The sequence below is a fragment of the Mucilaginibacter sp. 14171R-50 genome, from assembly GCF_010093045.1.
In the GTDB taxonomy this organism is placed as follows: domain Bacteria; phylum Bacteroidota; class Bacteroidia; order Sphingobacteriales; family Sphingobacteriaceae; genus Mucilaginibacter.
Window position 1 is genome coordinate 3,248,614 of sequence record NZ_CP048115.1, and the last position, 20,044, is coordinate 3,268,657.

The 20,044-nt window shown below is 44.5% G+C and carries 17 protein-coding genes; 12 read left to right on the forward strand and 5 right to left on the reverse strand.

Annotation, left to right across the window (positions count from 1 at the left end):
• Position 1 precedes the first annotated feature (1 nt).
• The 6 genes from ccsA (GWR56_RS14920) (at position 2) to GWR56_RS14945 (ending at position 5,814) form a co-directional block, all read left to right on the forward strand.
• On the forward strand, positions 2–667 hold the full coding sequence (gene ccsA, locus GWR56_RS14920) for a cytochrome c biogenesis protein CcsA (RefSeq protein WP_162433213.1): 666 nt from the start codon (positions 2–4) through the stop codon (positions 665–667).
• Positions 668–744: 77 nt separating this feature from the next.
• Positions 745–954, forward strand: a complete 210-nt coding sequence (locus tag GWR56_RS14925; RefSeq protein WP_162432024.1) for a CcmD family protein — start codon at positions 745–747, stop codon at positions 952–954.
• 158 nt (positions 955–1,112) lie between these two features.
• Positions 1,113–2,549 carry a Glu/Leu/Phe/Val dehydrogenase gene (locus GWR56_RS14930; RefSeq protein ID WP_162432025.1) on the forward strand — a complete coding sequence of 479 codons (1,437 nt, stop codon included), beginning with the start codon at positions 1,113–1,115 and terminating at the stop codon, positions 2,547–2,549.
• 120 nt (positions 2,550–2,669) lie between these two features.
• On the forward strand, positions 2,670–3,392 hold the full coding sequence (locus tag GWR56_RS14935; protein ID WP_162432026.1) for a hypothetical protein: 723 nt from the start codon (positions 2,670–2,672) through the stop codon (positions 3,390–3,392).
• A gap of 99 nt (positions 3,393–3,491) precedes the next feature.
• Positions 3,492–5,132: a sensor histidine kinase KdpD gene (locus GWR56_RS14940; RefSeq protein ID WP_162432027.1), complete on the forward strand. Its 1,641-nt coding sequence runs from the start codon at positions 3,492–3,494 to the stop codon at positions 5,130–5,132.
• The gene (locus GWR56_RS14945; protein WP_162432028.1) at positions 5,125–5,814 is read left to right on the forward strand and encodes a response regulator transcription factor; all 690 of its coding nucleotides are present in this window, start codon (positions 5,125–5,127) and stop codon (positions 5,812–5,814) included. The genes GWR56_RS14940 and GWR56_RS14945 overlap by 8 nt, the downstream gene beginning before the upstream one ends.
• 63 nt (positions 5,815–5,877) lie before the next feature.
• On the opposite strand, the gene GWR56_RS14950 is transcribed toward GWR56_RS14945, so the two are convergent.
• A complete protein-coding gene (locus GWR56_RS14950) occupies positions 5,878–6,516 on the reverse strand; it encodes an NAD(P)-dependent oxidoreductase (RefSeq protein WP_162432029.1) in 639 nt (212 codons plus the stop codon).
• Between the two features lie 310 nt (positions 6,517–6,826).
• Between GWR56_RS14950 and GWR56_RS14955 the strand changes: the two genes are divergently transcribed.
• From GWR56_RS14955 to GWR56_RS14965, 3 genes are all read left to right on the forward strand, one after another.
• A complete protein-coding gene (locus GWR56_RS14955) occupies positions 6,827–7,240 on the forward strand; it encodes a cytochrome c maturation protein CcmE (RefSeq protein WP_162432030.1) in 414 nt (137 codons plus the stop codon).
• A 10-nt stretch (positions 7,241–7,250) separates the two neighbouring features.
• Positions 7,251–9,764, forward strand: a complete 2,514-nt coding sequence (gene ccsA, locus GWR56_RS14960; RefSeq protein ID WP_162432031.1) for a cytochrome c biogenesis protein CcsA — start codon at positions 7,251–7,253, stop codon at positions 9,762–9,764.
• A gap of 171 nt (positions 9,765–9,935) precedes the next feature.
• Complete coding sequence (locus tag GWR56_RS14965; protein WP_162432032.1) at positions 9,936–10,658, forward strand: phytanoyl-CoA dioxygenase family protein; 723 nt, start codon at positions 9,936–9,938, stop codon at positions 10,656–10,658.
• A 14-nt stretch (positions 10,659–10,672) separates the two neighbouring features.
• Here the strand turns inward: GWR56_RS14965 and GWR56_RS14970 are convergent, their stop codons facing one another.
• Positions 10,673–11,719 (reverse strand): winged helix DNA-binding domain-containing protein, encoded by a 1,047-nt coding sequence (locus GWR56_RS14970; protein WP_162432033.1) that lies wholly within the window; start codon positions 11,717–11,719, stop codon positions 10,673–10,675.
• Between the two features lie 149 nt (positions 11,720–11,868).
• On the opposite strand from GWR56_RS14970, the gene mutS reads away from it, so the two are divergent.
• Together mutS and GWR56_RS14980 are read left to right on the forward strand one after the other, a co-directional pair.
• Entirely contained in the window at positions 11,869–14,478 is a 2,610-nt protein-coding gene (gene mutS, locus GWR56_RS14975) for a DNA mismatch repair protein MutS (RefSeq protein WP_162432034.1), read from the forward strand.
• A 268-nt stretch (positions 14,479–14,746) separates the two neighbouring features.
• Positions 14,747–15,277, forward strand: coding sequence for a C40 family peptidase (locus GWR56_RS14980; RefSeq protein WP_238395244.1), 531 nt, complete (start codon positions 14,747–14,749; stop codon positions 15,275–15,277).
• Here GWR56_RS14980 and GWR56_RS14985 read toward each other — a convergent pair whose 3' ends face one another.
• Positions 15,278–16,003, reverse strand: a complete 726-nt coding sequence (locus GWR56_RS14985; RefSeq protein WP_162432036.1) for a TMEM175 family protein — start codon at positions 16,001–16,003, stop codon at positions 15,278–15,280.
• Positions 16,004–16,032: 29 nt separating this feature from the next.
• Between GWR56_RS14985 and GWR56_RS20720 the strand changes: the two genes are divergently transcribed.
• On the forward strand, positions 16,033–16,155 hold the full coding sequence (locus GWR56_RS20720; protein ID WP_255456698.1) for a hypothetical protein: 123 nt from the start codon (positions 16,033–16,035) through the stop codon (positions 16,153–16,155).
• Position 16,156: 1 nt separating this feature from the next.
• Here the strand turns inward: GWR56_RS20720 and GWR56_RS14990 are convergent, their stop codons facing one another.
• Both GWR56_RS14990 and GWR56_RS14995 read right to left on the reverse strand, forming a co-directional pair.
• Complete coding sequence (locus tag GWR56_RS14990; protein WP_162432037.1) at positions 16,157–18,058, reverse strand: DUF3857 domain-containing protein; 1,902 nt, start codon at positions 18,056–18,058, stop codon at positions 16,157–16,159.
• Positions 18,058–20,028 carry a DUF3857 domain-containing protein gene (locus GWR56_RS14995; protein WP_162432038.1) on the reverse strand — a complete coding sequence of 657 codons (1,971 nt, stop codon included), beginning with the start codon at positions 20,026–20,028 and terminating at the stop codon, positions 18,058–18,060. The genes GWR56_RS14990 and GWR56_RS14995 overlap by 1 nt, the downstream gene beginning before the upstream one ends.
• Positions 20,029–20,044 lie beyond the last annotated feature (16 nt).

Consider the following 20,044-nt stretch of genomic DNA (forward strand, 5'->3'; position numbering starts at 1 on the left):
TATTTATCAAACCTGGTGGAAAGTATTAGCCGTTGTAGTGATCTTTTACACGCTTGTAGCCGGGTTTCTGCTGGGTGTGCCAAGGTTGCCCATCATGCACGAAACCATACGTAACACTTACTTCCACGTACCCATGTGGATAGCCATGTTCACGGTGTTTACCATATCGGTCATCTACAGTATAAAGTACCTGCAATCCGGCAAGGAAGAGTATGACATGATAGCTGTTGAATGCGCCAATACGGGTGTATTCTTCTTTGTTTTAGGGCTTATAACGGGCATGCTTTGGGCACGCTATACCTGGGGCGAGTACTGGAGTAACGATCCCAAGCAAAACAGCGCAGCTATTGCCTTTTTGCTGTATTGCGCTTACCTGGTGCTGCGAAATTCGATAGACGAGGAGCAGAAACGTGCCAAAATATCGGCCATATACAACATTTTCGCCTTCCCGGTGATGGTGGTGCTTATTATGGTGCTGCCACGACTGACCGACTCGTTGCACCCGGGCAACGGGGGGAATCCGGCATTTGGTAAGCTGGATATGGATAACCGTATGCGGATAGTGTTATACCCGGCATTTATTGCCTGGGCGCTTATAGCCGTATGGATAGCTACTATACGTTACCGCATCCGTTTAATTGAATATAAAAAGAACGCTATCAATTAATATAAAACCCTCATGTGCGCCGCTCAAAAAAGTAAACCGACACATGATCGCTTATCACCATTAAAATAAATTGCCTGATGAAAAAACTTGTTTCCGTACTACTGATGCTGCTTTGCTTTGTTGCCGTAAAAGCACAAAACGGAGCTTCTGTTGAAATGGCCGATAAAATGCGCAGCGAAGGCAAAATTTACGTGGTAATTGGCACCATAGTAATAGTATTTGCCGGGATAACTATTTACCTGTTCAGCATTGACAGGAGATTGAGAAAAATCGAGAAAGAAAAGTAAATCAAAAGCATGGCCTGTGTTGTTTAAACCTTGATTTAGGGCGCATATAGCCACATGTGTAAGCGATACACTAACATTAAAAATTTGAATTATTGATAAAATTTATACCAAATTTGTGCACTTTTTTAAGGAATTAATTATTTATCCAATTCTAAATTATGAATATCAATAATCCGACTGCAAATCAGGATACGCACTTTTTTGGTGACGTATGTAAAAACTTTGATCATGCAGCGCAGTTTACCCAGCACGATGCCGGTTTGTTAGACCAGATCAAATCATGCAACAGTGTTTACCGGTTTCGTTTCCCTATACGCAAAGGCAATGGCTTTGAAGTGATAGATGCATGGCGTGTAGAGCACTCGCACCACCAGTCGCCAACCAAGGGCGGTATCCGCTACAGCGAAATGGTGAACGAGGATGAGGTTATGGCCCTTGCAGCCCTGATGACCTACAAATGCGCCATTGTAAACGTACCGTTTGGCGGGGCAAAGGGCGGTATTAAAATAAACCCTAAAAACTACACCGTTGGCGAGTTGGAGAATATTACCCGCCGTTATACGGTAGAATTGATCAAAAAGAACTTTATTGGCCCCAGCATTGATGTACCTGCCCCTGACTACGGATCGGGCGAGCGCGAAATGAGCTGGATAGCCGATACATACGCCACCATGAACCCCGGCCAGCTTGACGCTTTAGGCGCCGTAACCGGTAAACCGATCGCTTTGCATGGTATTGCAGGCCGCCGCGAAGCTACCGGTCGTGGTGTGGCCATTGCCATACGCGAATGCGTAAGCGTTGGCGAGGATATGCAGAAGCTTGGCCTTACTGCAGGTTTATCAGGCAAAAAGATAATTGTACAGGGCTTAGGTAACGTGGGGTACTATTCCGCAAAATTCTTGTCGGAGTTTGGTGCCATCATAGTAGGGCTTTGTGAGTTTGAAGGCGCTATTTATAACGAGGATGGCCTGGATGTAGAGGCCGTTTTTCAGCACCGCAAATCAACCGGCTCTATCTTAGGTTATACAGGCGCCAAAAAAGAGTTTAAAAACACCATGGATGGCCTGGAGCAGCCCTGCGACATTTTAGTGCCTGCCGCCTTAGAGAACCAGATAACCGCCGAAAACATTGGCAGCATTAAGGCAAAGATCATTGCCGAAGGTGCAAACGGGCCGACCTCGCCAGAGGCTGAGGCTGCATTCTATAAAAACGGCGGTATGATCATCCCGGATATGTACGCCAACGCCGGCGGTGTTACCGTATCATACTTTGAGTGGTTAAAAAATCTTAGTCACGTTGCTTTCGGCCGCATGAACCGCAGGTTTGAAGAAAACTCGAACCTTAACCTGGTAAATATGGTTGAAGGCATTACCGGTACATCATTAACACCTATTCAACGTTCAACCATTATTAAAGGTGCATCGGAACTTGAACTGGTGAACTCCGGTTTAGAAGATACCATGATCCGTTCATACCACGAGATACGCGAGATATACAAAAACAACCCCAAGGTTGAAACCCTGCGTAACGCCGCAATGGTGGGCGCTATCAACAAAATAGCGGTATCGTACCAAAACCTTGGTGTGTGGCCGTAAATAGAGATTAGAGAAAGGAGATTAGTCTCCGTTTCGATTATAAAAAAAGAGCGCTAAAGGCGCTCTTTTTTTATGGCTGCCCAAGGATTTAATATTATATTCAAGCCAAATTATAGCTGTATGCCTAAACTTTTTTTCATGTTTTTTATAACGTTGGTGGTTACCGGCAAGCCGAAGGAAGCGGCACCGCAATACCGGGCTGAACCGAAAGCGATTGAACGCCACGCTTTCATCAAAACTGCACTGGCGCCCTCAGTTGCTGATACGGTATTAGATGTTATCAAAGAAGTTGTCGACGGCCGGCAATATACTATCCGCAGGACTGTGCAGGCTGGCTTAACCTTGCTTAATTCAAAAGAAGAGATCATCTTCCGCGACTCGTCATACATAAGCGACGCGAAATTTAAAGATTTTAATAACGATGGCTATAAAGATATCTGGATAGTAAGACCGGGCAACGTACCAGGCATAAGAGGGTTATTGCTTTATAACAAAACCTCCAAAACCTTTATAGAGGTAACCGACTTTGACCGTTTCCCTGCGCCGGAAGCAATAAAGGGTACCCGCTATTATTACTCGTACCACCGCAGTGGCTGTGCCGATATGAACTGGACGAGCGACCTGTTCTACCTCAAGAACTACAAGCCTGTTAAAATTGGCACCATCAACGGTTACGAATGTGCCGACAACGAAATTAAAGATGGAATATATATTTACAGGGTTGTTGGCGGAAAAAACATTAAAATGAAGCAAATGAATATCACCGCTATCAATAACTATACAAACTATAAATGGGGTTTTGTAAAAGATTACTGGCACCAAAACTACAAGCTGTTTTTGTAACTTTTCCCTAACCAATCTTATTTTATGTTAACGAATGTTAACAGATACGCCTGATTGCTTTTTGGCACATTACTTTTATTCCGATCAACCCAAACAGCAATGAAAACCAAACTTAAAATTGTATTTGTTTTAGCCGCCGTTGCCTTGGCAGGTGTTATTTTATTCCAGGCGTATTGGAGCTTTAATGCCTTTAAATTAAACAAACAACGTTTTGACGATGATATTGACGTGGTGATGCAGCGCGCGCTTGACAGCTGTAAAAAAGACTATTTCGATTCTGTACGCGTGGTAATGGTAAGGCGCCTTTCAGATCCGGGTACGCATATTAAAATAGATACCATCATGGGGCGCGATACAGCCCACGTGGCCTTACAGATAACCATAAAAAATAAATACACCGGTTTAGGTGAACCTTACAGCACCACCGTACCGGTATACGATTATTACAGGCAGAAAATAGACCATAAAGCCACCGTGCCCGAAGTTTTAACGGAAATGTCGTTTTACGTACCGCATTTAAGGGATGAGCTCTTGCTTTTATTAGGAATGGAGGATGCTATGAAAAGCAATACGGGTAACCAGGGCTTGCACAACGGAATTTTTGAACTACCTGAAAATTACCGGAGGGCTGATAGTATAAAGCTATACGAATATTACAGCAGAGAACTGGATAAGCTACACCCGCGCGCCGAATTTGAACTGCATTTTTCTGACAAGCCGATAGCGGCCACTGTAACCAGTGTGCCAAAGCCGTTTTCCATGCTGTGGCACTCTTCACCACAGCCTGCTGCTATAACTTCCGCTCAGACAAATCATGCTAACGAGCTTATGTATAGCGAAACTGAACAATACGACTACAAGTATCACGGTTTTTTATTTCTGCAGCATAACGAAAAGAACACCTTGTATGTACGCGCTGTGTTTGACCGTGCACAGGTAGGAGTTTTAAAAGAAATGATATTGCCCTTGTTACTTTCAGGTTTACTCATAGTATTTACCATATTCTGTTTTTACTATATCATCCGCACCATGGTAAGGCAAAAAAAATTAACCGCGTTAAAGGACGACTTCATCAACAACATGACCCACGAACTGAAAACGCCTATAGCTACTATAACCGTTGCAATTGAGGGACTGCAAAAGTACAATGCCTTCAGCGATCCGGAAAAGACGCAGCGCTACCTGCAAACCTCGCGCAACGAGCTTGCCCGCCTTAATGACCTGGTAAGTAAGGTACTGAACGTGGCGGCATTTGAAAGCAAGCAAATAAACTTACATAAGGAGCAGGTACAGATTGACCGGTTGATAGACGACGTGATCTCGTCAGAAAAGTTAAAAGCGGGTAAAAAGGTCGACATCAGTTATAATAACCCGGAGGGAATCATTACTATCGTAGCTGATATGACGCATCTGAGGAATGTAATGACCAATATTATTGATAATGCCATTAAATACAGCGACGAGCCTGCCGAAGTTAAAATAAACCTGTCAAGCCATAACGGTAAAGCGGTATTTTCTATAAAAGATAATGGTATTGGCATACCGGCCGCGCACGTCCGTCATATATTTGATAAGTTTCACCGGGTGCCGGCCGGTAACGTACATAATGTAAAAGGTACCGGTTTAGGTTTAAACTATGTAAAGTACATTGTACACGCGCATGGCGGCAGCATTAGGGTAAAAAGTCAGCAAGGAACGGGAAGCGAATTCATTATAACCCTACCTTTAAAAAATGGATAAGATCTGTGTATTATTAGCGGAAGACGAACTATCCCTGGCGCATATTGTACGCGAAAGTCTGGAAGAGAGCGGTTTTGACGTTATATTATGTGCTAACGGCGAGCAGGCCCTTCAAAAATATCGCGACAAAAAACCCGACATCCTGGCGCTTGATGTGATGATGCCTAAAGTTGACGGCTTTGAAGTTGCACGAAGGATACGCGAAGCGGATAAACTGACACCGATCATTTTCCTTACCGCCCGCTCGCAGCCGAAAGACGTGGTAACAGGTTTTGAAAGCGGCGCAAATGACTATTTGAAGAAGCCATTCAGTGTAGAGGAATTGATTGTTAGGATAAGGGTATTACTCAGCACCAACCGCCTGCTGGACAAGCCAAAAACGCTGAGGGAAATTTACAGGATAAGCGATCTGTTTTTTAATCCCCAAAAAAATACATTGCAGCAAGGTATAAACATATGGCAAATTACCGCCCGCGAGAGCGAGATACTGCACATGTTATGCAAATATCAGCATCAGGTTATCCCGCGCAAGACATTGTTGGATGCCATATGGGGCGACGATAGTTTCTTTAACGCACGCAGCCTGGATGTGTTTATTACTAAATTGCGCCGCCATCTGCAAGCCGACCCTAATATTCAGCTCATGAACATTCGCGGGGTGGGGTATAAGTTGGTATGGTAAAAGGGGGACGTATAAACGCGCCCCCTTTCAAAACCATTGCGTAGTACAGTTATTTAACAATAGCTATACATCCGCAATAAACGGTGCCTGTTTTATATATTCCCCGTTTTTAAGGGCCTTTATCATGAACAAGGCCAGGCTGGTAGCGCTGATGCTACTGCCCGGGCAATCAACCAGGCTAACGGTTATAGCCCTTGCATCGTCGGTCTGATCTATCAACGGCAGGCGTATCATCGTCCAGTCGGTCTTACTGTCCGCCAGCAGTTGGTATTCTACCTGCCTGTCTTTTGTAGTGGCCGGATAATTCTCGTACATCCAATTGGTGCCAAATTGGGTTTGGGCGCTTTTATGGTCATTTGGTGTGTCTACATTTAAACCGGCAATGGTGATATACCTGCTGATGTTAAGGATGTGCATCGCTTTCAGAATATTCCGGGCTGCATCGCTAAAAATGGAGGGTTCGCCAACCGGCTGACTCAAGCAGCTTAGAACTGCGTCACATCCTGTTAAAAGGGTGTAAATAGCGTTATAATCTCTCGCGTCGCCTTTAATAACTTCAATATGCGGGCTGTCCAAGCTTAAAGTTTCGGGCTTACGATGCAGTAATTTAATCCGGAAGTTTTGCAGCAATAATTGTTTAACCAGGTATCTGCCTGCTTTGCCTGTGCCGCCTATAACGGCAAGTGTATGTATAGATCTCATTAAAATCCCTGTTATGTAAATATAAAATAATACGTTTTAAGCTCATGTCGCCGGGTATGGAAACATGAGGGCGCATAGGCTTGATGCCTTATGCTGATATTGGATATTTACAAAGAGATTTAATACAGTAAATGTAATAAAAGAACTTTAAGGATGATAATATAATTACGAATCGCAAAAGTTCACAACAAACCATACCTGCCAGTATATTATCAATAATAATTCTAAATAACATATATGGCTTGTAATAAACATATTTAACTTTGCGTTTTGTATTTTTGTAAACCGTTTTACAGGAAAATACCAATTAATGAAAAAAAGTTCGATCATAGGTATCATTGTTATTGCTATAGCCATTGCGGTAATTATCAGTACCTATTCAAATACAAGTACTTATGGCTCATTCCACGATGCTAAAACAACCAAAAGCGAATTGCACGTGGTTGGGCATCTGAATAAATCAAAAGAGCTGTTTTATGATGCTACCAGGGACGCCAATTATTTTTCGTTCTACATGAAGGATAATAAAGGCGAAGAATGCAAGGTAGTTTTCACCGGCACCAAACCTCAGGACTTTGAACGCTCGGAGCAGATAGTACTAACCGGCCAAATGAAGGGAAATGAGTTTCACGCTTCAAAAATTTTGATGAAATGCCCTTCTAAATACACCGATGACAAACTGAATGTTACCGAGGTAAGCGCCAAAAAAAGCGCCAACTTATAATTAGATTTTAATGGATACAGTTTTTAAAGGCGAACACCTGCTACCGGGTGATTTAGGCCAGTTTTTTATTGTTCTTGCATTTGGTTCCGCGCTTTTTTCCTTTATCTGTTATTTTTTTGCCTCGCAGCAAAATGCTGCCGAAACTGATAACTCGTGGCAGCGTTTGGGCCGTATAGGCTATTGGCTGAACAGCGTAGCCATACTGGGCATGGGTGTTTGCCTGTTCTATATCCTTTACAATCATTATTTCGAATACCATTACGCCTGGTCATACACCTCGCGCGAACTGCCAACCTACTACCTGATCTCCGGTTTCTGGAACGGACAGGAGGGTGGCTTTTTGCTGTGGATGTTTTGGGAAGCTGTTTTGGGTAATATCCTGATATGGAAAGCCAAATCATGGGAAAAACCGGTAATGACAACCCTCGCGCTATCACAGGTAGTGTTGGGCACCATGGTGCTGGGGCTGCAAATAGGCAGCGCACATATAGGCAGCTCGCCGTTCATGCTGCTGCGAAACTCAGGTATGGAAGCGCCTATTTTCCAGAACCCCAATTATCTTGACTTTATTAAGGACGGCAAGGGCATGAACCCTTCGCTGCAAAACTACTGGATGATCATCCATCCGCCAACCCTGTTTTTGGGTTCGGCATCGTTGGTTGTGCCGTTTGCCTACGCGGTGGCCGGCTTATGGAAAAGACGGTATAAAGAGTGGGTACAACCTGCCATACCATACGCGCTGTTTGCCTGTATGGTGCTGGGTACAGGTATTGTAATGGGCTCGTTCTGGGCTTACGAATCGCTGAATTTTGGTGGTTTTTGGGCATGGGACCCTGTAGAGAACGCCTCTATCTTTCCGTGGCTGATATTGGTTGGGGCGTTGCATGTATTAATAGTTTATAAAAATACGGGTCACTCATATTTTACGGCCACTTTTTTAACCATGGTGGCATTTGTACTGGTTTGGTACTCATCATTCCTGGCCCGCAGCGGTGTACTGGGCGAGTCATCTGTACACGCGTTTACCGATCTGGGCCTGTTCTGGCAGTTGGTAGTGGGTATATTGATATTTTTAGCAATCACCGTTTACCTGCTTGTAACCCGCTGGAAAGAACTGCCGATAACCAAAACAGATGAGGAAACCTACTCGCGCGAGTTCTGGATGTTTGTAGGGGCTATTTTCCTTGGCCTGTCGTGCTTCCACCTCATCATCGTAACCTCGGTACCCGTATGGAACCTGATGTTCGGCACCAAACTGGCGCCGCCTACAGATCCGGTTAAACACTACAACGTTATACAGGCATCGTTCGCGGTGGTGATAGCTTTGTTAAGCGGCTTTACCCAGTTTTTGAAATACAAAAAAACAGATGTTACCCGTTTTTTTATCACCACGCTGATATACCTTGTTTTCGCGGCCCTGGTTACCGCTCTGATAGTTTATGCAACGGGCGTTTATAAATTGCATTTTGTGTTTATACTGGTAATGCTGTGCTCAGTATACACACTGGTTAGCAATGCCAAAATACTGGCCGACTCATTTAAGGGCAAATATAAGCTTGCAGGATCTGCCGTGGCGCATATCGGTTTCGGGTTATTATTGGTTGGAGCGCTAATATCGGCAGGTACAAAAAAGATCGTATCTGAAAACCTTACCGGTGAGCAATACAGTGCCGACTTTGCGAAGGAAGAAAACCCGAAAGATAATATACTGCTTTACAAGAACGAACCTATAAAAATGGGCGAGTACATGGTAACGTTTAAAGGCGATACCATTGACGGGGCCAGCCATTTCTTCAATATCGATTACCAGCGGATAAAAGATGGTAAGGTAACCGAAAGCTTTACACTTAGGCCAAACGTTATACAGGCGCAGGGCGGCATGTCGTCAACGCCTGATACCAAGCATTATCTTTTCCATGACCTGTACACGCATATTACCATGACCAACGTAATAAGCACAGCGCCGAAAGAGGAAGAGGCATCGCATGGTGAGGAAGGCGATGATAAGAATTACGACGCCCCCGTGGCGCATGAAATTGCCATTGGCGATACCATGAACTATCGCGATGGTAAAATTGTGCTGAAAGGCTTAAACAAGAATGTTAAGCTACAAAATATCCCTATTACAGATAAGGATATTGCTGTTGGCGCGCAGCTTGAGGTAATTACCCACGGTAAAACCTACCAAACCGAGCCTGTTTACCTGATAAAAGGCCGTAGCGTGTTTGATTTTGGTAAGAAGATAGAAGATGCCGGTTTAAAGCTGCGCTTTACCAAAATCATTCCAGGCAAAACCCTTGCTGAGGGTAAGGTAGAAATAACCGTTTACCAGCAACCCGAAAGCAAGAAAAAATTCATTGTGATGAAAGCTATCGAGTTCCCGTATATTAATTTCCTGTGGGCCGGCACCATTATCATGATCATTGGGTTCTTTATGTCGATACTGCGAAGGAATAAAGAAATAAGACCTGAGCCGGTTAAGGTACAAGCGCAACGCAAAGTACAACCGCGCAAAACAAAGTAGCATATACTTCAAAATAAATACGGAAAGCCATAAAGTGAAAACTTTGTGGCTTTTGTGCTAATGAATAGGGGACGAAGCACCGGGGTTTTATATCATGTAACGCCGTAGAGATGCGATACTTCGCGTCTTTAATCCAAAAAATATGTTTATCTTTTTCTTTCCTTTGTGTTAATGGAGTCGATCAGTTTTTACAAAAATAATATCTCAGCCAATGGCTTTACAGTTATAGAGGCTGTTTATACCCAGGAAGAAATTGAAGCCATCCTTGCTGAAATAGCCAAAGCCGATACCGATAAAAACACTTTCCGTAAAACTGACGACCTGTTTGCTATAAGGCAGTTTTTGAAAGAACTTCCTGCTGTTAACAATATTATTTTTAACACTAAGCTAACGGCCATTATTGATGAATTGTTCGGAGACGACTATTTCGCTGTAAAATCGATCTACTTTGATAAGCCGGAAAAGTCTAACTGGTTTGTAGCCTGGCATCAGGACCTGACCATATCAGTAAATAAAAAAGCCGATCTGCCCGGCTATGGCCCGTGGACGGTTAAGCAAAACCAGTTTGCTGTGCAGCCGCCGCTCAATATCCTGCAAAACAATTTTACTATCCGCATTCATCTTGATGATACAGACGAAGGTAACGGCGCTTTAAAGGTTATTCCAGGCTCGCACCTTAAAGGTGTTTACCGCCCGGAAACGATCGACTGGAATAGCGAAACTGAACAAACTTGCAATGTGAAGGCAGGCGGTATTATGATCATGAAGCCTTTATTGCTGCATGCATCTAACCGCACTACCAATAACAAGCCCCGTAAAGTTATCCATATCGAGTTTAGCAAAGCCAATCTGCCGGATCAGATAGAATGGTCGGAGAGGCAACTGTTACATTGATAGCTTAACATCCTTCATCCTAAAAACTTCATGTATTTTTTGCCTGCTGTTTCAATAACTTTTAAAGCGGCATTGTTCAACTTGTTAAAGGGCGTCAGCTCTATCTCAAGCGTGTCTTTTCTTATTGTCTTTTTCCATAAACCTCCTATTTTGCCGTTAAGGATGATGGTATGATTAAAGATCGTACCGCGCGGGTCGGATTTGTTGATATTTTTTTCGGCTATGGCAAAGTTGCGGTCTTTATAACTCACAAGGTACTCGTCGTAGTTAGGTAGCAGGTATGCAGTGGGGCTCTCTACAGATGAGACGCTTTCGGCAAACCAATAAGTATCACCGTTAATGATGTAGCTTTCTAATTGTCCTTTAAGAGTGTCTATGCCTGCGCGGGCATCTGTAATGGTAAGGCCGCTCCACCATACAAAGTCGGCCAGGGTGGCCGGCCCATGCGACGTGAAGTAGCGTCGCATCAACATCACAACGGCTTCGTCGCGATCAAGTTTTTTGCTCTGAGGTATGCGATCATCAAATAAAGCATAGGTAAACTGTTTGCCCTCGCGCCCGCCGCTGCAAATCAGTTGCTCCAGTTCAAGATGCATCATAATATGCACAAAGCGCTGTTCATCGGCGGCTATGCCCTTGTTTTTAAGTAAGGCCGAAAGCTCATTACGCGCTATCTGTTTGCCCTGCAGGGCCTTGTAAAGCAACTTTTCGCTTTTTGCCAGTACAGCTTCATCTATTTCTAATTGCTTATGCCTGCCCTTTGCTAACGCCTGTATGCGGCTTGCCGTAAGGTCAAGCATCCAGCGGGCATCGCCCGGGTGTACAAAGTGCCAGGTAGGGCGCATTACATGTGTGCGGATGATTTCGCCATTGTTAAACGCTTGTTCTATCAGTTCATCGGTGCTGTTATTTAACCGCATGCCCAAAGCCCATTTAGCCCCGCTGTAATCCTGCGATTGCACCGCACCGAGGTATTTAACTACATCCGCAGGTTGGTTAAATACTGGTTTCGCCAAATGCTGGTGTTGAAGGCGAAGTTTAGTAAGATCGATAGCACTCATACCGCAGTAAATTAGCTATTAATCCGTTTAATGCAAAGTACTGTTCAACGTATCGATCACAGGCTATCCACAATTCCTTAAATTTTCCACAATCCCGGTATTACACGTGTAATCGGTTAAATTAGCAGATTAATTAATAAAGCAAACCCTTGGCTAAGAGCGATACCAAAGAAACCCCGTTAATGCAGCAATATAATGCCATAAAGGCCAAGTACCCCGGTGCTTTACTGCTGTTCAGGGTGGGTGATTTTTACGAAACCTTTGGTCAGGATGCTGTAAAAGCTTCGGGTATTTTGGGTATTGTGCTTACCCGCAGGGCCAACGGTTCGGCATCGCATATCGAGCTGGCGGGCTTCCCGCACCATTCACTTGATACGTATTTATCTAAACTGGTGCGTGCCGGCCAGCGGGTGGCCATCTGCGATCAGCTGGAAGACCCAAAATCGGTAAAGGGTATAGTTAAACGCGGTGTTACCGAACTGGTTACGCCCGGTGTTGCTGTAAGTGATAATATATTGCAGCAAAAAAGCAATAATTACCTGGCATCGCTCTATTTTGAAAAGAACAGCATAGGCATTGCGCTTATAGATATATCCACCGGCGAGTTTTTAACCGCACAAGGGAATAGCAACTATATTGATAAGCTGCTGCAAAGCTATGCGCCCAGCGAGGTGATATTCCCCAAAAGCCGTCAGCACGATTTCAGGGATACCTACGGCGACCGCTTTTATACCTACACCCTTGATGAATGGCCTTACAGCGGCGATTACGCGAACGAAACGCTGCTGAAGCATTTCGGAGTAAAATCGCTGAAGGGGTTTGGTATTGATAAGCTCAACCTGGGCATTGTAGCCGCCGGGGTGGCGCTGCATTACCTTAACGAGACCGAACACCGCAACCTGCAGCATATATCGGCCATAGGCCGGATAGAAGAGGACAGGTACCTGTGGCTCGATAGGTTCAGTATCCGCAACCTTGAACTGGTGGGGTCAAATAACGAGAACGCCCTGACGCTTGTTGATGTGCTCGACCATACCTGTTCGCCCATGGGCGCACGGATGCTGCGCAGGTGGATAGTAATGCCTTTAAAAGAAATTAAACCCATACAGGACCGCCTGGGCGTTGTAGAATACCTGATAGCCCAGGAGGAACTGCGAGAGGCCCTGCAAAATCACATTCGGCAGATAGGTGACCTGGAAAGGCTGATATCAAAGATTGGTTTGCAAAAAGCAAATCCCCGCGAGGTTTGCCAATTGAAAAAAGCTTTGACTGCCATCGAAAGCATAAAAAAACTGACTGAAGCATCGGCCAGCGAACCTATGAGGGCTATTGGGGAGCAGCTTAACCCTTGCGCGTCTATCTGTGAGCGCATTGCCCGCGAACTGCACCCCGAGCCGCCGGTAATGATGGTAAAAGGCTCGGTGATGAATGATGGGATAAACGAGGAACTTGACAGGCTGCGTAAGATAGCCTTTGGCGGAAAGGGTTACTTGCTGGAGATACAAAAACGCGAGGCCGAGGCAACGGGCATTCCATCGCTGAAGGTATCGTTCAATAACGTGTTTGGCTACTATCTGGAGGTAACGCACAGCCATCGGGATAAAGTACCTGCCGACTGGATACGCAAGCAAACCCTGGTGAATGCCGAACGTTACATTACCCCCGAACTGAAGGAATACGAAGAGCAGATACTTGGCGCTGAAGAAAAGATACTGGTGCTGGAAACCAAGCTATATAACGACCTGCTATACGCCCTTGCCGAATACATTAAACCCATTCAGCTAAACGCGATACTGATAGCTCGCCTGGATGTACTGCTGAACTTCGCCACCATTTCCATCAAAAACTACTACGTTAAGCCCGATGTGAACGATAGCCGCGTACTGGATATAAAAGGCGGCCGCCACCCGGTGATAGAAAAAAACCTGCCACTGGGCGAGGAGTACATCACCAACGACGTTTACCTGGATTCGGACTCGCAGCAGATCATCATTATTACGGGTCCAAATATGGCGGGTAAATCGGCATTATTGAGGCAAACCGGCCTTATAGTACTTATGGCGCAAATGGGGTGCTACGTGCCCGCCAAGGCCGCCTCAATTGGTTTGGTGGATAAGATATTTACACGCGTAGGCGCATCGGATAACTTATCCTCAGGAGAATCGACCTTTATGGTGGAGATGAACGAAACCGCCAGCATCCTGAACAACCTGAGCGACCGAAGCCTGATACTTTTAGACGAAATAGGCCGGGGCACATCAACTTACGATGGTATTTCTATCGCGTGGTCAATAGGCGAGTACCTGCATAACCATCCAACAGCGAAAGCTAAAACACTTTTCGCGACCCATTACCACGAGTTGAACGAGTTGAGCAATAGTTTCAGTCGCATAAAAAATTACAATGTATCGGTTAAGGAAGTGGGCCAGCAGATCATCTTTTTGCGCAAACTGGTACCCGGCGGCAGCGAGCATAGCTTTGGGATACACGTTGCTAAACTTGCGGGAATGCCGCAAAAGGTTTTAAGCCGCGCCAACGAGATATTAAAGAAACTAGAAAACGAGCGTACCGGCGGCGAGCACATCAAAGAGAGTATCCGCAAGGTGCAGAAGCAAGCCGTACAAATGCAAATGTTCTCGATCGATGATCCCGTGCTGGTGAAGATCCGCGACACCTTGAATAACCTTGATGTTAACACCCTTACGCCCGTTGAAGCCCTGATGAAGCTGGACGAGATACAGCGGGTGATAAAGGGGTAGATTTTTGATGTGCTATCCTATCTTGTCATTGCGAGGTACGAAGCAATCTCTTAAAGCTAACCGTTTATGTAAGGTGTAAATTGTCCTAAAGAGATTGCCACGCTATCGCTCGCAATGACGATATGGAAATTGTTGAAATGTTTATAACATCTGCTTGTAACGTTTATACCATAGCAGATATCTTTAGCTCATGTTAATACCTCGACATTTACGTTTACTGATACTTCTTGTTACTACGATACTGCTTTCGGCCTGTCACTCAAAAAAAATGGTGGTTAGGAATAATGCAGACCTGGAGCAAAACGGTGTGCCTGTTGTAAAACGCGGACCGTATGTAATGGTAAAGCCCGACAAAGAGATCGCTGAAAAGTATGCCGGTTTAATGGGCGTAAAACGTAACGAGATCCAAAACGGCCGCCTTTACAGCTTCATTGATGAATGGTACGGTACGCCTTACCGGTTTGGCGGCCTGGATAAGGATGGGGTCGATTGCTCGGGACTGGTATTGTTGCTTCAGCTGCAGGTTTATGATCAGCCAATGCCGCGCACCTGCGCCATGCAGGTAAATACCATTAAGCGTAAATATGAGGACGAGCTAAAAGAGGGGGACCTGGTTTTCTTTGATTTTGACGGAAAACAGTTCAGCCATGTAGGGGTGTACCTGCAAAATGGTTATTTTGTGCATGCCAGTACGCGAAAGGGCGTCATGATCGCGCGCCTGCATGATAACGGCATCTACAAGTTTTTCTCGCGCGGCGGTTCAATCGCCGAACCGGTTTATACATCGCAGGGTAATTGATTATTCGGTATCAGCAGGTTTGGCTTTACGCGAACGGAATAACCTTGCCAGCATTGGACCGTCGGTGTTTTGCTTTGGATAAAATTTTTTGCGTACCAGGCTTACAACGGCCGCCCAAATAATAAAACCCACGGTATAGGCATTGGGCCCATAATGGTTTGCGGTGATTACAGCAACGTAAAGCAACAATACAGGGATAGCTATAAAATTAAAGCGCTGGGCCTTCCATTCCAGGTTCCTTTCAATTTCTGCAGGCCTTATGCAAAGCGTTTTTGCATTGCGTATAAGGTACCAAATTAAAAGGGTTTGTGTCATAGAAGCAAGCATTACAATGCCAATATAAATAAACAACCCTTCAAAATTTTTAGGGCTGATGGTTTCGGTCATCAAAGATACGCCAAAGGGGAAGAGTGATATAAAGAACAAAAAGATAAGGTTAAAAATGATGAGCTGCTTGGTATAGTCTTTTAAGTAGCTGAATATCCTTAAATGCTTGGTCCAGAAAACAGCTACCAGGAAAAACGCTGATATGTAGCCGGCAAACTTTGGCAGCAGCTCAATAAATGCTTCGCGTACCTTTTCGTGGCTTTGGTGGCGCAGGCCTTCCGGCAGTTTTATCTCGATCACCATTATGGTGATGATGATAGCAAAAACTGCATCGCTGAACAAAACAACACGCTCCAGCTGAAACTCTTTTTTAATTTCCTCTTCTTCTTTAATATCCATTGCTTAAATATATTGTATAATTTTGCGCTATGGCGAAGCAAAATAACGACTATTCTTTCTGGACTAAATATAAACGTTTTGCCGGTACCGAAATAATGCTTTATTTGATCATGATAGTAGGCATCATATTGGGTATCATCATATTCAGTTAGTTTAAATTTTAATCAGCGTAACGTTATAAGCGTCGGCATCGGCAATCCGCTGATAAAAATCGACCAGGGCCTCATAGGTATCTTTGCTGTAAGTACCATCAACAAGTTCTACGCGGCGTTTATAAATAATATTGCCGTTATTTACAACCGCTGTCACGGTAAAACTGCCAAAGGGTTGTTTAATATTTATGTTAAGCGGTTGCATATCCGGGCGGTAACCGGCGGGCAGGTGATACGTTATCTCATCCTCATCAATGTATCCACGGTTAATGTAAACCGGGTTTATACGGTTGCGCACATCGCGTATCGTACCGTATTTGTTAACCGGGTTTAAAGCGAAGTAAAGCTTATTGTTATCTGCCGAAGCAAAGTCGCGTGCGCTTAGCTTAACGGTTTCTGTAGCTACGGGCATCTGCAACTTGTCCTGTTTAATATCGCATGTTTCGATATTAAGGTTGCTGATGCGCGCATACATCTTCTGTAATATCTTTTTCTGTTCACCAAAAGGCTCGTTAACCAACTCGTCGGGGTTAGTGTATTGTGTGCCTTGGTAAACAGTTACCATGTCACCGTTCAAAGCGCCGGTTGTATCGATACTAAAAGCTGCTTTACGGCTTTGCAGGTTATCTTTCGACGCGTACCTGGGAGTATGCAGCAGTTTGCCGCCTTCGGGCGTGCAGGCCAGCACCGTACGGTCGTCCGTAAAGTCTCCCAGAAAGCCGAAGGGAATCTTTTGACTGGTACATTCTAAAAACGTAGTATCGTTTTTTAAAGGCAGGCACAATATTACGTGGTTACCCTGGCTCATCCCTGCAAAATCGTTAAGCATGCTTATTTTAGTATCGTCGCCGTTCACCACGCAGTACCACGAATCGATACCCGCCGCTTTCAACAACGCCTGTGTATAGTTAACCAGAGCCTTGCAATCGCCGTAGCTAAATTTGTCTACATCGGCGGCCTGCATGGGCTGATACCCGCCAATACCCACCTGAACACTTATATACCGGGTTTTACCCTGCATGTACGCATATATTTTTTTTGCCTTCTGTTTGATGTCGGTAATGCCGGCAGTAAGCATTTTTACCTGTTCAATGGTTTCGGGCGGCAGGGTTTGCCTGTTAGCCAGTAATTTTTCGTAATTCCAGCGGCCAAGTTCGTTCCAGTTGGAGAACGATCCGGTTATACCGGCGTAAACAAAATTTTTAGGTGCTATTTTTACGGTGCTTAAATAAGTTTCGCTGACAGGGCTAAACGGTTCGCTCCTCACGGCCTTTAAATTATTTACCTGCCAGGCATATGTTTTAAGGCCATCTTTGCTGCCTGTGGTAACCTTTACGGGCATGTTTATCTCTTTATACCTGATATCAAAGTCAGGAGGGCAGGCAAAGGTGTACGAACTTTTTTGCACTGCAAGGCCTGTATTAGGGTTAGGCTGCCAATCGTTAATGTTTAGGGTTTGTTTCGACCGGATCTCATACTCGTATTCAATTGTATAAGGGTACGAGCCTATAGAAGGTATAAAATGTTTCACCCGCGAATCCTCAAACAACGACATGTCGCTGGCCGCGTTTTCATCTTCAAAATTCTTTTCAGAGAATTTGCCCGTGGGCTTTCCAAACTCGTTATAGGTTGTGCCCTTAATGCTTTTTATGAGGTTAGTTTTATTATACCATACCACAATGTGCGCCAAATCGTCGCCGTTCTGGTTTAAAACGGTTATGGCTTTTTTAATGTGATAATATGTACTGTTATCCTTAACCTCGGTGTATACGTTTTGATCTCGTACCACGGCACTTGCATAAGGCAGCAGGTCTTTAGCTATCAGGCTTACATCGTAATTAACCTGCGCATGGGTAAGTGTGGCCGCACCCAATAACATCACTAACACTAAAACTCTTCTCATTACTTTTTACTGAAAACGATCTCGGCCTTTTCTGAAGCTATGATTTTATTATATAGTTCTTTTAAATAAGGATATTCCTCGGGCGCGTAAATTGATTTGTTGAACTGTATTACATTGGAGTAACTGAAAGTGTTATCCTTACCGCTAAATTCGGTCATGAATTTACCACCCTCGTTTGGTAAGCTTACAGCCATATTTTGCGTGGCGCTTTCAACGGCATACCCCTCGGGCAGGTGCATGGTTAATATATACCTGCTGTTTGATGGCATGCCCCAGTCTACCGGGTAAGTGCGGTCTTCTAATTTAAACGGATTGGTTACGTAGCGGTCAAAAATGATAGGGTTAAAGGATAGCCTGTTATGATTAATGTTATCAAAAAGATCGATCTCTACCTCGTATTGCTCGCCAAGGGGCTTATCAAGGCTATCCAGATTAGTTATATTCGATTTCAGTATCTTTAACTTAACCAGTTTTTCGTCCAGGTTCTCGATGTACTCTTCAACCGAGTTGTATTTCTTAATATCTTTCCGTTTTTCATAAGCCTGGTAACCGCTGGAGTAGGTGCTTATTGTGCCCCGCAGTTTACCATTAGGCTGCAGGGTAAGGTCCAGGCTGCTTGTGTACGATCTTTTTTGACTGGCAACAAGGTCTATCCAGTACGATGGTTTATCAAGGCTCATTACCCTGCCCTGATCGTTAAGGCATTTTAGCGGCAGCATGCCAAATGGCAGTAAAGGGTCGGTTGCGTCAAGCAGGTAGTCAACGTTATCAATAGTCGTTTTGGCAATTACATAATTAAACTCACTCTCTACAGGATACAGCCGGTTTACTACGCCGTTGGCGCGTGTAGATAACAATACCGCGTCGGTTTTTATACCGGCAGAATTTAGGGCTGCTACCAATGCTATATTGATATCGCCCGAATTGCCGGTATGCGTATCAAGCGATTTGCGTACGCCATCACTACCCGTCGAATAGACGTCGTTCCATTTAATGTGTTTTTGTATGTAGCTGTAAACCGCCAGCGCTTTTTCCATGTCGGTAGTTTTACCGGCAATAACAGGGGCTATGTAGGGCTTTAACAGGTCCTTTTTTATCTGCGAACCAAAGTAATCGGCGTGTTTAAGGCCATAATCAATATCTTTCCATTCTTTGGTTACCCTCTTTTTCACACCCGTGTAAGGGTTTGTATACTCCTGCAAGCTAAAGTATATAGCCGACAGGAAGTTTTTTGGCGATGTCATGTAATCTTCCTCGGTAAAAGCCGGGATATCCGCCATACCGAAGGTCAGAAAAGAACAATCGCACTTTGCGCCGCGGCTGCTAAAACACTCCTTTTCTACGTCGGCTTTATTTTTTGTAAGCGCAAGGCTACCCCGTATCAGGGCGTTGTAAGTCCAAAACGCGGGGATATGCGCCTGATATTCCGAATATTTTTTTGGGATATCATCCTGGAACTGCCACGAGGGGAACCTGTAAAACCCATCCACCATTTTGGTGTAAGAGTATTCGATAACGCAGCCGCTGCGCAGGTTTGGCAAGGCAAATTTTATTTCTTTCCAGTACTTGTTTTGTGTGGTAGGGTAAATTTTTGAATTATCAAGATCACTGGTTTTTATCGCGCCGTTTTCTTCCATGTAAGTGGTGCGGCCCTTGATATCGGTAACGGCATCATGGATGTCGTCAAAATCATAAAAAGGGATGCTTACCGTGCCTTTATCAAAACCTTTACTGTCTAATATCTTGATCTTTACGTGGTAGGTAAAAGCTATCTTTAAATCGTCGTCGCCGGTGATATCTAACCGGCTGGAGCCAAACTCCTGTATCACATAGGCATGGGCCGAAGTATCGTTCTTGTAATTAGTTGCCCTCATTTCTTCGAAGGTGAATTGACCGTAAGCGAAATCCTGTGCGTTTGCCAGGGTAGTAAGAGAGATGAGTACCAGTAAGTTAAGTAATAATTTATTCATGTAGTTTAGGTTATAT

Coding starts and splice junctions, on each gene's coding strand:
- GWR56_RS14925 (WP_162432024.1), top strand. CDS start 745: ATGAAAAAACTTGTTTCCGTACTACTGATGCTGCTTTGCTTTGTTGCC.
- GWR56_RS14930 (WP_162432025.1), top strand. CDS start 1,113: ATGAATATCAATAATCCGACTGCAAATCAGGATACGCACTTTTTTGGT.
- GWR56_RS14935 (WP_162432026.1), top strand. CDS start 2,670: ATGCCTAAACTTTTTTTCATGTTTTTTATAACGTTGGTGGTTACCGGC.
- GWR56_RS14940 (WP_162432027.1), top strand. CDS start 3,492: ATGAAAACCAAACTTAAAATTGTATTTGTTTTAGCCGCCGTTGCCTTG.
- GWR56_RS14945 (WP_162432028.1), top strand. CDS start 5,125: ATGGATAAGATCTGTGTATTATTAGCGGAAGACGAACTATCCCTGGCG.
- GWR56_RS14950 (WP_162432029.1), bottom strand. CDS start 6,516: ATGAGATCTATACATACACTTGCCGTTATAGGCGGCACAGGCAAAGCA.
- GWR56_RS14955 (WP_162432030.1), top strand. CDS start 6,827: ATGAAAAAAAGTTCGATCATAGGTATCATTGTTATTGCTATAGCCATT.
- ccsA (WP_162432031.1), top strand. CDS start 7,251: ATGGATACAGTTTTTAAAGGCGAACACCTGCTACCGGGTGATTTAGGC.
- GWR56_RS14965 (WP_162432032.1), top strand. CDS start 9,936: ATGGAGTCGATCAGTTTTTACAAAAATAATATCTCAGCCAATGGCTTT.
- GWR56_RS14970 (WP_162432033.1), bottom strand. CDS start 11,719: ATGAGTGCTATCGATCTTACTAAACTTCGCCTTCAACACCAGCATTTG.
- GWR56_RS14980 (WP_238395244.1), top strand. CDS start 14,747: ATGGTGGTTAGGAATAATGCAGACCTGGAGCAAAACGGTGTGCCTGTT.
- GWR56_RS14985 (WP_162432036.1), bottom strand. CDS start 16,003: ATGGATATTAAAGAAGAAGAGGAAATTAAAAAAGAGTTTCAGCTGGAG.
- GWR56_RS20720 (WP_255456698.1), top strand. CDS start 16,033: ATGGCGAAGCAAAATAACGACTATTCTTTCTGGACTAAATATAAACGT.
- GWR56_RS14990 (WP_162432037.1), bottom strand. CDS start 18,058: ATGAGAAGAGTTTTAGTGTTAGTGATGTTATTGGGTGCGGCCACACTT.
- GWR56_RS14995 (WP_162432038.1), bottom strand. CDS start 20,028: ATGAATAAATTATTACTTAACTTACTGGTACTCATCTCTCTTACTACC.